General features: G+C 46.0%; 13 protein-coding genes. 9 read left to right on the top strand and 4 right to left on the bottom strand.

Translation table 11 applies throughout. The features are described from left to right. Positions 1-25: 25 nt before the first annotated feature. Complete coding sequence (locus AABM38_RS23470; RefSeq protein ID WP_423410830.1) at positions 26-478, bottom strand: cytochrome C; 453 nt, start codon at positions 476-478, stop codon at positions 26-28. 300 nt (positions 479-778) lie between these two features. Here AABM38_RS23470 and AABM38_RS23465 point away from each other — a divergent pair, with 300 nt between their 5' ends. Further along, positions 779-1,114 (top strand): hypothetical protein, encoded by a 336-nt coding sequence (locus AABM38_RS23465; RefSeq protein ID WP_423408538.1) that lies wholly within the window; start codon positions 779-781, stop codon positions 1,112-1,114. 41 nt (positions 1,115-1,155) lie between these two features. Here the strand turns inward: AABM38_RS23465 and bshB2 are convergent, their stop codons facing one another. From bshB2 to pdxK, 3 genes are all read right to left on the bottom strand, one after another. Beyond that, a complete protein-coding gene (gene bshB2 / locus AABM38_RS23460) occupies positions 1,156-1,821 on the bottom strand; it encodes a bacillithiol biosynthesis deacetylase BshB2 (protein WP_423408537.1) in 666 nt (221 codons plus the stop codon). Between the two features lie 40 nt (positions 1,822-1,861). Further along, positions 1,862-2,209 (bottom strand): YojF family protein, encoded by a 348-nt coding sequence (locus AABM38_RS23455; protein ID WP_423408536.1) that lies wholly within the window; start codon positions 2,207-2,209, stop codon positions 1,862-1,864. Positions 2,210-2,945: 736 nt separating this feature from the next. Further along, positions 2,946-3,770, bottom strand: a complete 825-nt coding sequence (gene pdxK / locus AABM38_RS23450; RefSeq protein WP_423408535.1) for a pyridoxine/pyridoxal/pyridoxamine kinase — start codon at positions 3,768-3,770, stop codon at positions 2,946-2,948. Between the two features lie 624 nt (positions 3,771-4,394). On the opposite strand from pdxK, the gene fdhD reads away from it, so the two are divergent. The 8 genes from fdhD to AABM38_RS23410 all read left to right on the top strand — a co-directional run bounded on the left by fdhD (position 4,395) and on the right by AABM38_RS23410 (position 14,663). Continuing rightward, entirely contained in the window at positions 4,395-5,312 is a 918-nt protein-coding gene (fdhD, locus tag AABM38_RS23445) for a formate dehydrogenase accessory sulfurtransferase FdhD (RefSeq protein WP_423408534.1), read from the top strand. A 67-nt stretch (positions 5,313-5,379) separates the two neighbouring features. Next, positions 5,380-8,355, top strand: coding sequence for a formate dehydrogenase-N subunit alpha (gene fdnG / locus AABM38_RS23440; RefSeq protein ID WP_423410829.1), 2,976 nt, complete (start codon positions 5,380-5,382; stop codon positions 8,353-8,355). Then, positions 8,355-9,188 carry a 4Fe-4S dicluster domain-containing protein gene (locus tag AABM38_RS23435; protein ID WP_423408533.1) on the top strand — a complete coding sequence of 278 codons (834 nt, stop codon included), beginning with the start codon at positions 8,355-8,357 and terminating at the stop codon, positions 9,186-9,188. The genes fdnG and AABM38_RS23435 overlap by 1 nt, the downstream gene beginning before the upstream one ends. Continuing rightward, a complete protein-coding gene (locus AABM38_RS23430) occupies positions 9,181-9,888 on the top strand; it encodes a formate dehydrogenase subunit gamma (protein WP_423408532.1) in 708 nt (235 codons plus the stop codon). Before AABM38_RS23435 ends, AABM38_RS23430 begins: the two co-directional genes overlap by 8 nt. 150 nt (positions 9,889-10,038) lie before the next feature. Further along, a complete protein-coding gene (locus AABM38_RS23425; protein WP_423408531.1) occupies positions 10,039-10,848 on the top strand; it encodes a formate dehydrogenase accessory protein FdhE in 810 nt (269 codons plus the stop codon). Between the two features lie 16 nt (positions 10,849-10,864). Further along, positions 10,865-11,464: a molybdenum cofactor guanylyltransferase gene (gene mobA, locus AABM38_RS23420; protein WP_423408530.1), complete on the top strand. Its 600-nt coding sequence runs from the start codon at positions 10,865-10,867 to the stop codon at positions 11,462-11,464. A gap of 33 nt (positions 11,465-11,497) precedes the next feature. After that, complete coding sequence (glp, locus tag AABM38_RS23415; protein WP_423408529.1) at positions 11,498-12,730, top strand: gephyrin-like molybdotransferase Glp; 1,233 nt, start codon at positions 11,498-11,500, stop codon at positions 12,728-12,730. Positions 12,731-12,743: 13 nt separating this feature from the next. Beyond that, complete coding sequence (locus AABM38_RS23410) at positions 12,744-14,663, top strand: molybdopterin biosynthesis protein (RefSeq protein WP_423408528.1); 1,920 nt, start codon at positions 12,744-12,746, stop codon at positions 14,661-14,663. Positions 14,664-14,674: the final 11 nt, after the last annotated feature.

Genomic DNA, 14,674 nt, shown 5'->3' with positions numbered 1-14,674 from the left:
TAACCTTGCACCACCTTGTTATTTATTAGTTTTTAGATGCTTCCTCAAGCAGTTTGACCACTTCGGCAATCTCTTCTTCTGATAGTGGATTTCCGCCAATCACACCTGACATGACTGCCGATGTAGGCTCTTTTAAAAACTCGTTAATGGGCTTTCCGTGTTTTCCTTCCACATTTTCAAACGCTTTTGATAAATCCGGTCCAGTTGCGCCGCCCTTTAGATTCAAGGCAGAGACAGAATGGCAGCCAAGACAGCCTTTTGACTTTAGGATGCTGTCGTCAGCAGATACTGTTTCAGCTGTTGGCTGATCATTTTGTTCCTCTTCCTTGGTACCGCTCGCTGGCTTAGATTGATCTGTTTTCTCTTTTGCTGTCTCAGATGCCTGATCATCGCTCTCGCCAACCACTTCAAATGCAGCGTAACCGAGCCCGAGACCGATCAAAGCGCTGATGATAAAACTTATTAAAGCTTTTTGCATCACTTTGTGCCCCCCTTTAATTTATTTCATTAACATCGTAGCGTGAGATAAGGGGTGAAAAGTGTGATGCAGTTCACACAACAATGGTGGATTTGTGAAAGCTATATGAACGCGATGTGTCTATATTTTGAAGAGCCTGTGATAAAGGTCATATTTGAATTGGATTCGATTTAGAGGACAAGAGAATGGATAAGGAAGAAGAAAGAAGAAAGAAGGGATTTCGGCTTTTTTGAGGAATTTAGTTCTATGGGATTTAAGCAAGAACGATTACCCTGAAGGTGCATGATAGGAAGTGATTTTTTGTCGAAAAAGAAAAAGTGGCTGGTACTGATCATTTTGCCGCTCGTATTAGTTAGCTGTCTATTTATCTATGATGCGAATTTGGAAGTTTATCAAACGAAATCTGAAGGTACTTTAGTTTATAAAAACAAGGAGTTCCATTCTGGCTATGAAACCTATAAAAATTTTTATGTGAATGGTGACCGGAATTTTGAACCTGATCGTTTAATCGGGAAAACAGATAACAGCAGATTCCTTGGATTTAAAGAATCTGTGTGGAGTATTAAGGGAAAGTCGGCAGACGAAGTAGTTTTTGTAAAGGGATTGATGATTGAAGGGATATATGAAAGAAAATAATGTCCATCAATAAAAAAATCCACCTAAGAAGGTGGATTTCATCAAAACTTATAGTTCCAAAAGCGTTCATTATTGATCCAGGCCAACGTAGCTGGATCCTTATCCTTCAGCTTATCTGCCATGTCAGCAAGCATCAGCTCGGTCTGGGAGCGATGGGCCTTCATTGCCTCAATCTTAACATCAGCTACAGCACTGATATCATGGACAATATCGGGCTGCCCCAATTCTTCCACGCAATTCCTTGAGAATGCAACACAGTGCAATTTCGGTCTGTCCGCTTCAGGCATTCTTTCAACTGCGCGCACTACCGCGGCGCCTGTTGCTTCATGGTCCGGATGGACAGAATAGCCTGGATAGAAGGTAATGACCAGCGAAGGATTCAGTTCGGCGATCAATGAGGACATCAAGTTGGTCAGCTTATCTTCATCCTCAAACTCTACCGTTTTATCACGGAATCCAAGCATCCTCAAATCAGAAATCCCAAGTGCGCGGGCCGCTTCCTTTAATTCTTGTTTACGTATGATTGGAAGTGTTTCTCTGTTCGCAAATGGCGGATTCCCCATATTTCTTCCCATCTGGCCGAGTGTCAGGCAGGCATAAGTGACGGGTGTCCCCATGTTCACATGGGATGCAATCGTGCCGGAAACGCCAAATGCTTCATCATCTGGATGAGGAAACACGACGAGTACATGTCTTTCTTTTTCCATGGTAAAATCTCTCCTTTCAGCCAGCCTGTTCAAAGCGATATTATTCGAACGGTGTTTCGCTGATTTGCAGGGCGACTGCGAGCTTTCCGCTAAAGTCGTGGCCTGCAAGCAGCAGCCTTCCGTGTGCATCAATTTCGAAGTGAGTGATTCCTTCAGCATAAATCCAGCCTAATGGAATTTTCAATCCCGTACGGTATGGTCCTTCTCCAGTAATCTTCGCGCGTTCATATGTAACCTTCGCGTTGCGGATGTAAGCACCGGATGAAAAAAATGACTCATTGTTATGAGAAGCATATGCGCCATTTGTTGTTTCTAAATGGACATAGACGTCCTTGTCTTTAAAGCCGTCCAGGGCAGCCTGGACTTCTTGCACAATAACCGGATCCATAAATGATTCCTCCTTTCAAGATATACTCACATTTGGACAGCTTTCCCGTGATCAAAGCTTAAGCTGTCAGAAAGAGGCCGTTATTGGGACAGCTTTCACGAGATTCAAGCTCAACCAGTCAGAAAGAGGCCGTTATTGGGACAGCTTTACCGAGAATCAAGCTCAAGCTGTCAGAAAGAGGCCGTTATTGGGACAGTTTTCCCGAGAATCAAGGTCAAGCTGTCAAAAAGAGGCCGTTATTGGGACAGTTTTCCCGAGAATCAAGGTCAAGCTGTCAGAAAGAGGCTGGTATTAGGACAGCTTTCACGAGAATCAAGCTCAAGCTGTCAGAAAGAGGCCGTTATTGGGACAGTTTTCCCGAGAATCAAGGTCAAGCTGTCAAAAAGAGGCTGGTATTAGGACACCTTTCCCGAGAATCAGGTTCAACCAGTCAGAATCCCACGCAGCAATCTCATTGAAGTTTTACTTTATATTAGCCGAATCGTCAGCCTTATATGTTAAAAAATCGATATATCCATAATACTAAAAAATTGTTCTGAATGCGAAATGTATGCTTGAAGATACTTACAAAAAGTGTTAATCAGGCATTCCTATAGCTTCACTCTTGAGAATGTCAGGTGATGGGTCTTTATTTTTGTTACAGGGGATTCTTCATCGTCATAGTGGAAATTAAAAAAGGATGGCGGCTGCCATCCTTTTTATTATGCAGCGCAATGGTAGATTGCGCTTTTACTGCTTATTCGCCTCTGTTGCCGTCTGCGAATTTGTTATACGCAAGGTGGGCTGTTGGGCCGACGTATTCATTCAATCGGAAGCCATGCTTGATCGCTTCTGTGATGAACTTTTTAGCAACATCCAATGCTTCAGGAACAGATTTGCCCTTTGCAAGCTGTGCAGTGATGGCCGACGCGAATGTGCAGCCAGCACCATGCGTGAAGCTTGTTTCCACTTTTTCAGATTCGAAAAGTGTGAAGTCTTTTCCATCATAAAGAAGGTCGACAGCTTTTTCATGGTTCAGCTTACTTCCGCCCTTAATCATGACGTTCTTAGCGCCAAGGTCATGGATCTTGGCTGCAGCTTCTTTCATGTCATCAATTGTGCGGATTGGACCAGTCTGTGCAAGCTGCCAAGCTTCAAATAGGTTTGGAGTGACAACTGTTGCTCTAGGAAGAAGCAATTCTCTCATCGCATCTGTGTTCTCAGGCATAAGTACTTCGTCTTCGCCCTTGCACACCATGACAGGGTCGATGACAACCTTGCCCAGCTTGTACTCATCGATTTTACGCGCAGAAAGCTCGATGATTTCCACTGTTCCCAGCATTCCGGTCTTCATCGCATCAATTCCAACTGAAAGGATTGTTTCAAGCTGTTTTTCAACCAATTCAACTGGCTGAGGGAACACTTCATGGTGCCAGTGCTTTTTAGGATCCATTGTTACGACAGTCGTCAGGGCAGTCATGCCATAAACCCCAAGCTCCTGGAACGTCTTCAAATCAGCCTGAATCCCAGCGCCGCCGCTCGTATCAGAACCCGCAATAGTCAAAACCTTTTTCAACGTCATCAAAATACCTCCATTTCAAATCGCCAGCCAAACACTTTACCCAATTAACGCACTGGGGGTCAGACCCCCGACGCTTCACCGCGGTGCATCAGCGGGGGTCTGACCCCCAGTGCTGTGATGCGGTAGTGTGGTGGTTTTTCTTGTTTATGCTTTCTTATGATTATACCAATTCCATGGAATTAGACAATGATTTGGATTTTCCGTTTTGGTGGTTGGCGGTGTCTAGTGTGGGATGGCTATCTCTGTTCATTGTGGAGGGCGGCAGTAATGTTACCGTGATGAAAGTTACTGTGGGAAAAAATCATTTGTCTTAGCATGAGTATGGGAAATCGCCTAACTGGAACTTTCTTGCTTCCAAAAGAGTTTGTTAAAATAATCGACATTTTTCAGCTATAGAATTGTCACAATTTAAGCAGTTAAATCAAGGAATCCCCCTTAAAATAAAGGTGTGGGGGTATTTTTCTTTTGCCCATAGTAACTATCTTTATTAATTTCTTAATGTCCAATTACCAGTTTGTGAGATTTTTAACAGTCTTTCATTTTCATTCTTTCTAACATAGAAGGAAGAATCCGAGTGCTGCACTGGGTCTCGTAGGAAGATTGACCACATAAGGGGTGAACAAAATGAACAAGAAAGGCTGTCCAGAAGAATATCCGATCAATCTTAAATTAAATGGATATGAAATCGCTGTTTTCCAGCTGACAAACCAGGACCTTGAAGATTGGGTGTATGGCTACCTTTATTCAGAAGGATTGATCGATAGAGCGGAAGATGTTGTGAGTGTTCATTTCAGCGAAAAGACAGGAACATTGGATGTCACCCTGTGCAATTCCTTTGATCCTGAACAGATGTTTTCGAAGAAAAAGCATTATACAGCAGGCTGCGGCCGTGGCGTTACATTCTTTTCGATGACAGACGTGAAGAAATTCAACAGAGTGGATTCCGATGAAAGCTACTCATTGACCTATTTATTGAAAAAACGAGCAGAGTTCGCGCAAAATTCGCCGTTGTACCTTGAAACAGGGGGCATGCATGGTGCCTGCATCATCCTTGAGGATGGCAGCATTGAAGTCCGTGAAGATATTGGCAGGCATAATGCGGTTGATAAAATTATCGGACACGCAATCCGTAAGCGATTGCATCCTGACCGGCTTGTCTTGCTGACGACGGGAAGAGTTTCATATGAAATGCTCTCAAAAGCAGCGAAGTTTGGAATTGCTGTCATTGGCTCGCGGACTGCGGCAACGAAGCAGGCTGTTCAGCTGGCCCGATTCCTCAACATTGAGGTTGTGGGCTACTTGCGCGGAAAAATGGCGTCCATCTATACATCAGCGGGAAGGATCAATGATGATTTGAATCCGCCGGGGGGATATAATCTCCACTTCGAGTATTGTCCAGCTCCAGCGCCTAGCCCCTCGAGTCGCTTCGTTCCGCCCGATGAAGTCAAAGAACGACTTCACCGGTCGGCCCTCCAGCGCTTGTCGGGGCTGACCAAGGCGCTTGCGCTTTTCTTGAAAGGGGGGAAGCCCAGCAAGTACTGAATTGATGCACCTGTGGGGTTAGGGATGTTCTAGCAACTTTTTGAGAGGAGAGAGAGAAATGGTTGAAATCAACCTGAATCGCCGGCAGTTCTTGAAGCTGTCAGGTGCCACTGCGGCAACCCTGGCGGTGATCGAGCTTGGCTTCAATGAAGAAGAAGTCCATGCGAAAACAAAAGAATTCAAGATTGCCAAAGCTACTGTAACACCAACCATTTGTCCATACTGCGCTGTGGGCTGTGGTATTTTAGTCCATACGAAAAACAATGATGTGGTATATACGGAAGGGGATCCGGATCATCCCATCAATGAAGGAAGTCTTTGCAGTAAAGGGACGACGATCAGACAATTATTCACTTCAGATAAACGTGTCCTGAAGCCGCGTTATCGCGCACCTGGCAGTGATAAGTGGGAAGAGAAGGACTGGGGATGGATGCTTGATACCATCGCCAAACGCGTGAAAGAAACACGAGACAAAACGTTCATTGATAAATCGAACGGTATGTTTGTCAATAAAACGGAAGCGATCGCCAGTCTTGGCGGTGCTGCACTTGATAACGAAGAAACGTATTTGCTCGCGAAAATGATGAGAGGGCTTGGTGTCACCTATCTAGAGCACCAGGCACGAATATGACATAGTTCAACGGTTGCCGGTCTGGCACCTTCATTTGGTCGTGGAGCAATGACTAACCATTGGAATGATCTGCAGCATACAGATTGTGCGTTGATCATTGGAGCTAATCCTGCTGAAAACCATCCGATCAGCTTCAGATGGCTGATGAAAGCAAGGGAAAACGGAGGGAAAATCGTTTCAGTCGATCCGCGTTTCACAAGAACGTCGTCACAGGCTGACCATTATGCTCCGCTCCGTTCAGGAACGGATATCCCGTTCATGGGCGGCTTGATCAACTATGCGATTGAAAACAATCTATATCACAAGGAATATGTTGCTAAATATACAAATGCTAGCCTGATAGTAAAAGAAGGCTTTACTTTTAATGACGGCTTGTTCAGCGGCTATGACAAAGAAAAACGCGCTTATGACAAGTCAACCTGGGCTTTCGAAACGGATGAAGAAGGCAACGGCATAAAAGATGAGACCCTGACACATCCACGTTCCGTATTCCAGCTTATGAAGAAGCACTATTCCCGCTATGACGTGGATACAGTGACAACAGTGACAGGTACATCAAAGGAAGATTACCTGAAGGTAGCAGAGACATTTTGTTCAACTGGAAAGCCGGGCAAAGCAGGGACGATTTTATATGCAATGGGTACAACCCAGCATACAGTAGGTACACAGAATGTCCGTATATACGCAATGCTTCAGCTCTTGCTAGGAAACATCGGGATGCCAGGCGGCGGCGTCAACGCGCTTCGCGGTGAATCCAACGTACAAGGTTCAACCGATTTCGGATTATTGTTCCACCAGCTGCCAGGATATCTGAATGCGCCTACTGAAATTCCTGAAAATGCGACATTGAAAGCTTTTCTGGAAAAAGAAACACCTAAATCAGGATACTGGAGCAACAAACCAAAATTCATCGTCAGCTTATTGAAGGCATGGTACGGCCCTAATGCAACAAAGAACAATGAATTCTGCTATCAGTACCTTCCAAAAGGAAACAAAAACTACTCCCATATCGCACTGTTCAACGCAATGTACAAGGGCGAGCTGGAAGGAGCCTTCCTGTTTGGAACAAATCCTGTTGTCGGCGGTCCTAACGCCGGTAAGGAAAAAGAAGCACTTAGCAATCTGAAATGGATGGTAGCAGTTGACCTTTGGGAAACAGAAACATCTGCTTTCTGGCAAAAAGAAGCGGGCAGCAACCCGTCGAAGATTGACACAGAAGTATTCCTGCTTCCTGCAGCCTCTTCCTATGAAAAAGAAGGTACGGTTTCAAACAGCGGCCGCTGGATGCAATACCGCTGGAAGGCCATCGAGCCTAAAGGCGAAGCTAAAGCGGATTTAGAAATCATGCATATGCTTATGCAGCGGTTGAAGGGCATGTACAAGAACGAAAGCTCAGCTGCAGCAAAACCAATCAATGCAATCTACTGGAACTACGGGGATCATGACCATCCAGACTTCGATATGATTGCGAAGGAAATCAACGGCTCTTACACAGCAACTGGCAAGCAGGTAGAAAACTTCGGCAATCTTGCTGATGATGGTTCCACAAGTTCTGGATGCTGGATTTATTCTGGATATTACCCAGCTGATGGACAGAACCTGTCAAAACGCCGCGACAACAAAGATACTGGAATGGGCAACTTCTTGAATTGGTCTTATGCTTGGCCGATGAACAGGCGCGTCCTTTATAACCGTGCATCCGCAGATCCAAGCGGTAAGCCATGGAATAAGGACAAAGCAGTCATCTGGTGGGATTCGCTTGAGAAGAAATGGGTTGGAAACGACGTTCCTGACTTTAAAGCAGTGGTTTCCCCTGCTGAAAAGGGAGGAACAAACCCATTCATCATGCAGACGAACGGCCTGGGAGGAATCTTTGCACCGACTTTGGCAGACGGACCATTCCCGGAACACTATGAACCATTTGAAAGCCCTGTGCCGAATGTATTCTCTAGCCAGGAATTCAATCCGACGATCAAGGTATGGGACGGCGAGTTCAATCTAAAAGGATCGAAGAAACAATTCCCAATTGTTGCGACCACCTATCGAGTAAGTGAACACTGGCAATCTGGATCGATGACACGCAACCAGCAATGGCTATCAGAGCTTGCTGGCCATATGTATATCGAAATGAGCGAAGAGCTAGCGAAGGAAAAAGGCATCAAGAACAAGGATCAGGTCATTGTCACCTCAGCCCGTGGTGAGGTCAAAGCGTACGCAATGGTGACGAAGCGCTTCAAGCCGCATACCGTCAATGGCAAAAAGGTCCACCAGATCGGCATGCCATGGCACTTCGGATATAAAGGATATGCAACAGGGGATACAGCAAACCGCTTAACACCTCATATCGGGGACGCAAACACGATGATCCCTGAATATAAGGCATTCCTCTGCAACGTAAGGAGGGCTGACTAATGGCGAAGGCGGAGTATGTAAAATTTGTCGACGTGACCAAGTGTGACGGCTGCCGCGCATGCATGGTTGCCTGCAAAAACTGGAACGATCTTCCCGCTGAACCGGAAGCATTCCAGGGAAGCGTCCAGTCACATGCGAATGTCACGGCTAACACATGGAACGTGTTGTCATTCATTGAACACGAAAACGGAAAGGGCAATCTTGAATACCTTTTCCGTCACTCATCCTGTTTCCATTGCTCTGAAGCTGCCTGCGTAAAGGTATGTCCTGAGGATGCCATGCACTATACAGAGTTTGGCACTGTCGATGTAAACACAGATAAATGCGTGGGCTGCGGCTATTGTGTCCAGAACTGTCCATTTGATGTTGTCCAACTGGCAACGTATAAAGACAAAAGTGGCAAGGAGTACAAGAAGGCGCAGAAATGTACGATGTGCGTGGACCGTCTTGAGGAGGGCATGCAGCCAGCCTGCGTCACAACCTGCCATACGGATGCAATGGAATTCGGGACCAAAGACGAAATGCTGAAGAAAGCTGAAAAGCGCATGAGCGAAATCAAGGAACGCTTCCCTAACGCGATGATCTACAATCCAGAAGGAGTCGGCGGCACACATACGATCTATGTGCTGGCTGAAAGGCCTTCCGTTTATGGATTGCCTGAAAAGCCGAAGGTTCCGACATCTGCAGTTGTCTGGAAGGATTACGCACAGCCAATCGGAAAAATGATGCTTGGTGCAACAAGCATGGCACTCGTGGGTGCTTTTGTCACCAACAAGTTATTCAACAAGGAAGGTAAAGAACGAGAAGAGGATGGAGGCGGCAGCCATGAGTAAACCACAAAAATCGGATGTGAAGGTTAAACGTTTCTCAAAAGGTTTTGTCATTTCGCATGCTGTTAACGCCATTTCCTTCTTCGCACTCTATATCACGGCGTTGCCAATGTATACAGAATGGTTTGACTGGCTGTATCCAGTGCTTGGCGGGCCAGCAGGGGCGCGAATGCTCCACAGGATTTTCGCGATCACCTTCATCACGCCTACCTTCATCTGGCTGATCATGGATCCGAAAGGCTTGATGCACTGGGGCAAAGAGCTTATTACCTGGAAAAAGAGAGACCTGCAATTTTTCACAGAGTTTGTTAAAGAACTATTCGGCTTCAAGTTCAAGCATGTAAAACAAACTTTCTTTAACGCTGGGGAGAAAATCAATTCAATCATTCAGATTATGACTGCGATTCTGATCATTGGTTCAGGATTCCCTATGTGGTTCCCTGCGCTGTTCCCGAAAGTTGTTGTCCAATGGGCATATGTGGCTCATAATGTCGGCTTCGGGTTGGCCATCGCTGTAGTAGTCGGCCATATTTACCTCAGCGTCATTCACAAGAATTCAAGGCCAGGATATACCGGCGTCATTACCGGTGAAGTTCCTGCCTGGTGGGCAAAGGACCACTATACAGAATGGTATGAAGAAGAAGTCAAAAAAGGCAATTTCCCTGATCTTGATAAAAAGAAGAACAAGAAAAAAGGCGCTTGATTTTTAGAAGAGTTCTAGTATTTGACGCACCAGCATTTTTACTCGGGAAGCTGGGGCTTCACTACGAAAAGAACTCACAAAAGAGGGAATGGTGATCCACACAGGACAGCCATTCCCTTCAAAATTTGAAAAGGAAGAGGTGCTGAAGCAATGAAGAATTCCGTTGTCTCAAAAGAGTACCAGAAATTGCAGAAAGATATGATCAGATTGCAGGAACAATGGAAGCTAAGCCTGAATCCCGAGAGGATCCAGCCTAATCTTGATAAAGCGGCACTGGAGGCAGGTGTGCCAGTCACAGCCTTAGCGGCTATTGACTTTGATATTTCACTATTTTTACAGTGGATAGAGGATATGGGAGAACTATTATCGAACTATCAACCTAACCTGGGAAAATCAATGGAATCTCTTAAAAAGTCATTAGATGAAGATACAGCGAAAAGATGGATTGATGAAGCATTTGCCTTTAATCATATTTATTTTGCCAGTTTTGCAGAAGAGAACGATATTGATGGGTGGATTCCGCAATTTTTAGCAGAAAATGTTCTTCGCCCTTATTTGCAGCTGACAGCTGAAAAGGTCCAGAATGTTATTCAATATGGCGTCCATGGTGCGGGCTGCCCTGTCTGTGGTGAACCTGTACGACTTGCCCAGCTTGAAGACGGAGGAAAAAAAGTCCTTCACTGTCCTCGCTGCCTAGCTCACTGGCATGAAAAGCGCCTCACTTGTTCGCACTGCGGCAATGAAGACCATGAGACGGTCCAATTCCTGACGATTGAAGGAGAGTCTGCAGCCCAAATCCAGGTTTGTGAAGAATGCAAGGGGTATACTAAAATAATTGATACAAGACAATATATTGTGAAGCCAACGCCGGCAATGCTTGATTTAAATACGATTCATCTGGATTTCGTTGCCCAGGAGAACGGTTATTACACGGCTGGTGAAACAAAACAAACAAATTAAAAGAAGGTGCTGTGAAATGAAAGCTGGAGCAATCGTTTTATCTGGCGGCAAATCTAGCAGGATGGGAAAAAATAAAGCTCTACTGAAATTTCACGAAAAAACGAATATTGAGATAATATTGGGTGAACTAAAGCATGTATTCGATGATATAATTCTAGTAACGAATGAACCTGAAACCTATCATTTTTTAGATATCAAGATCGTTACGGACCAATATAAAGAATCTGGTCCGCTTGCTGGGATTCACGCTGGACTTGAGGCTTCGGACTATGAAGAGAATTTTGTCGTCGCCTGTGACATGCCATTTGTGTCAGGAGAGCTTGCAGCGAGTCTTATCAAAGAGTTAAAACACCATGAAGCAGTGGTCCCAATCAGTGAAGGCAGGCAGCATCCGCTTTTTGCCGCCTACCAGAAAAGGGCAGCTGTTGTTGCGAAGGATTGTATCGAAGAAGGAAAGCTTAGGATGAAGCACCTGCTCGACCGTCTGGATGTGCGTTACCTGGACGAGCAGGATTTAAACCTTTATTGCGAGGGCAATCTTGAGCGAGTATTTTTCAATATGAACCGGCCAGAGGAATATGAAGAGGCAAAAAAAATGACACAATGTGATCGATAGTTTTTTCAGGTGCCAGAAAGGAAGTTAGGCAGCATGCAATTTTTCAAAGTGAAAACCGTTGAGGAGACTTTTGCTTTAATAGATGAAAAAATTGGCAAGATCCAGGAAACTGAGATAAAAAAGCTTGATGAAGCGCTCCATTACATCCTTGCTGAGGATGTGACCGCGGAAGAGAATGTCCCGGGGTTTGACCGTTCAACGGTCGATGGCTATGCGGTCAAGGCGAAAGACACTTTTGGCTCATCTGAATCGATGCCTGGCTTCTTGAATGTGGCTGGTGAAGTCCATATGGGCGAAGAAGCTTCCAAGCCACTTGGCAGGGGAGAAGCGATTTACGTCCCGACAGGAGGAATGCTCCCGCCAGAAAGTGACAGCGTTCTCATGATTGAGCATTGTGAGGAAATCGGCGGCCTTCTCAACACCTATAAGCAGATAGCTCCAGGTGAGAATGTCATCCGCGCAGGAGAAGACATCCGAGCGGGTAAAGTCCTGCTTTCAGCAGGCACCAAATTGCGCCCTCAGGAGCTTGGAGCTCTTGCAGCGTTAGGGATCTCACAGGTGAAAGTCTACCGAAAACTGAAAGCAGCATACCTTTCTTCCGGGGATGAAATCGTCCCTTATGAAACGAAAGCACTTGAAACAGGACAAATCCGTGATATCAATTACTTAACCATCAAAGGCCTTGCGAATGAGTGGGGGATTGAAGTCATCTATGGAGGGATTACCCGCGATGATTATCAGGAATTTTCCCAGAAGGCTCGTGAATTGTATGAGCAGGCGGACTGTCTGATCCTCTCCGGGGGCAGTTCTGTCGGGACAAAGGATTATACGACTGAGGTCATCCAGTCACTTGGAGACCCTGGTGTGTTTGTCCATGGAATCTCCATCAAGCCTGGCAAACCGACGATTCTTGCCATGGCCGATGGAAAGCCGGTCATCGGCCTTCCCGGACATCCAGCGTCTTCCATGATCATCTTCAAGCTGTTTGGCGAGAGGGTTTTCAGAAGATTAAAAGGGGAAAAAATCGATCCAAAACCTGAGCGAATTTTTGCGAGAATCGTGAAAAATATTGCTTCTTCCCCAGGGAGATCTGATTACATCAGGGTCAAGCTGGAGGAAAGGGATGGAGATTGGTGGGCTGATCCGATTATCGGCAAGTCAGGCCTGATCACAACTTTGGTAAAAAGCGATGGGATTGTGGAGATTGTTTCCGAAAAAGAGGGCATTTCTCAAGGGGAACATGTGCCTGTTATTTTTACGAGATAGGGGGAGCCGCATCATGAACAAAATACAATATAATCGTAAAATCTACCTTGAGGACAAGCCTCGGGCCGAAGCCAGAGATGAGGTGCTCGCTGCTTTCGACCTTTCTCGTGAAAAGGAATGGGTCCCAGCCAGTCGTGCGCTTGGCCGTATTACTGCAGAACCGGTTTTTGCCAATGTTTCTATGCCTTTTTACCATGCTTCAGCCATGGATGGAATCGCAGTAAACGCAGAGGAAACGTATGAAGCCCATGAGCAGCGGCCTCTTCAATTAAAAAAAGGCGAACAATTTGTTTATGTTGATACAGGGAATGCAATCCCGTCATCCTTCAATGCGGTGATCATGGTCGAGCATATCCATGTCATTGATGAAGATACAATCGAAATCATTGAACCAGCAACTCCGTGGCAGCATATCCGTCCGATTGGCGAAGATATCGTCCAGGAGGAAATGCTGTTCACCCAGGGCCATGAACTGCGCCCTGCAGACCTCGGTGCGCTCCTCGCGGCACAGGTCACACAGGTATGCGTCGTGAAAAAGCCGCTGGTGTCAATTATTCCAACAGGGAATGAACTTGTCAGCGCAGATACTTCGCTTTCATCAGGCAGGATCATTGAATTCAATGGGACTGTTTTTAGCGCATATATCGAGGATTGGGGCGGCACGCCTCAACTTCAACCGATTGTAAAAGATGAGCCGGAAAAAATTAAAGAAGCACTGCTGAACGCGGTTGAAGCGTCGGACCTCGTTGTGATTAACGCAGGCTCATCAGCAGGTTCTAAGGATTATACTGTGCATATTCTCGAGGAGCTCGGCACTGTTTTTACCCATGGTGTCGCAACAAGACCGGGTAAGCCAGTCATCCTTGGAAAGATTAAAAATAAAGTGGTTATAGGTGTACCAGGCTATCCAGTGTCTGCGTATTTTGCGCTTGAGTGGTTTGTCAGGCCGCTCGTTTGCAAATATCTTGGGATTCCAGAGCCAAAAAGGCCGACATTGCAGGTGAAGCTTGGCCGCAGGATCGTCTCCACGATGGGAGCTGAGGACTTTGTCCGAATGAACATCGGCTACGTGGACGGACAATTTGTCGCTAACCCGCTGACACGCGCGGCGGGCGTTACGATGTCGCTAGTGCGGGCAGACGGTTTGCTGGTCGTACCGCCTGAAGAGCTTGGGTACGAACAGGGTGATATGGTGGAAGTCGAGCTTTACAGGCCAGTCGAAGAAATCAAAAACGCTATCGTCTTCAGCGGCAGCCATGATTTGACGATCGATCTCCTTTCCTCCCAGCTGAAAAAACAGCGCAGCGACATGAAAATCGTTTCTTCCCACGTTGGCAGCATGGCTGGGCTGATGGCAATCAGAAAAGGGGAGGCCCATGTAGCGGGCATTCATTTGCTAGATCCGGAGACGAAAGAATATAATATTACCTATGTTAAAAAATTTCTTGCCGGCCAGGATGCAGTCCTTTATCCATTTTTAAAAAGGACCCAGGGCTGGATGCTGCCAAAAGGGAATCCGCTTGGGATTGAAAATGTCAGCGATATCGCTATGAAGGGCGCCGACTACGCCAACAGGCAAAAAGGTGCCGGGACAAGGATTCTATTTGATTTATTGTTAAAAGAAACAGGTCTTTCCCCTGAGCAGGTCAATGGCTATGAGCGCGAAATGTTCTCGCACTTGAGCGTCGCAGCAGAAGTAAAGGGGAACGAAAACGCAGCAGGCCTGGGGATTTTCCCTGCAGCCAGGGCTATGGGGCTGGAATTCATCCCGGTTGCGGATGAAAACTATGATTTGCTCATGACAAAGGCTTTTTATGAAAGCGAAAAGGGTATTTGGTTAAGATCCGTGATCCAATCCGAAGCCTTCAAGGCCGAAGTCGACAAAATAGGCGGCTATGCAGTGGTAGAAAATCCAGAACCGATTATGCTGTAAAATCAAAAGGC

The organism is Heyndrickxia sp. MSNUG (assembly GCF_049532715.1).
In the GTDB taxonomy this organism is placed as follows: Bacteria; Bacillota; Bacilli; order Bacillales; family Cytobacillaceae; genus Mesobacillus.
This window is presented reverse-complemented; position numbering and strand designations above follow the sequence as displayed.

Bases quoted from the DNA above. Each gene is read 5' to 3' on its own strand.
- AABM38_RS23470 (WP_423410830.1), bottom strand. From the start codon at position 478: ATGCAAAAAGCTTTAATAAGTTTTATCATCAGCGCTTTGATCGGTCTC.
- bshB2 (WP_423408537.1), bottom strand. From the start codon at position 1,821: ATGGAAAAAGAAAGACATGTACTCGTCGTGTTTCCTCATCCAGATGAT.
- AABM38_RS23455 (WP_423408536.1), bottom strand. From the start codon at position 2,209: ATGGATCCGGTTATTGTGCAAGAAGTCCAGGCTGCCCTGGACGGCTTT.
- pdxK (WP_423408535.1), bottom strand. From the start codon at position 3,770: ATGACGTTGAAAAAGGTTTTGACTATTGCGGGTTCTGATACGAGCGGC.
- fdhD (WP_423408534.1), top strand. From the start codon at position 4,395: ATGAACAAGAAAGGCTGTCCAGAAGAATATCCGATCAATCTTAAATTA.
- AABM38_RS23435 (WP_423408533.1), top strand. From the start codon at position 8,355: ATGGCGAAGGCGGAGTATGTAAAATTTGTCGACGTGACCAAGTGTGAC.
- AABM38_RS23430 (WP_423408532.1), top strand. From the start codon at position 9,181: ATGAGTAAACCACAAAAATCGGATGTGAAGGTTAAACGTTTCTCAAAA.
- AABM38_RS23425 (WP_423408531.1), top strand. From the start codon at position 10,039: ATGAAGAATTCCGTTGTCTCAAAAGAGTACCAGAAATTGCAGAAAGAT.
- mobA (WP_423408530.1), top strand. From the start codon at position 10,865: ATGAAAGCTGGAGCAATCGTTTTATCTGGCGGCAAATCTAGCAGGATG.
- glp (WP_423408529.1), top strand. From the start codon at position 11,498: ATGCAATTTTTCAAAGTGAAAACCGTTGAGGAGACTTTTGCTTTAATA.
- AABM38_RS23410 (WP_423408528.1), top strand. From the start codon at position 12,744: ATGAACAAAATACAATATAATCGTAAAATCTACCTTGAGGACAAGCCT.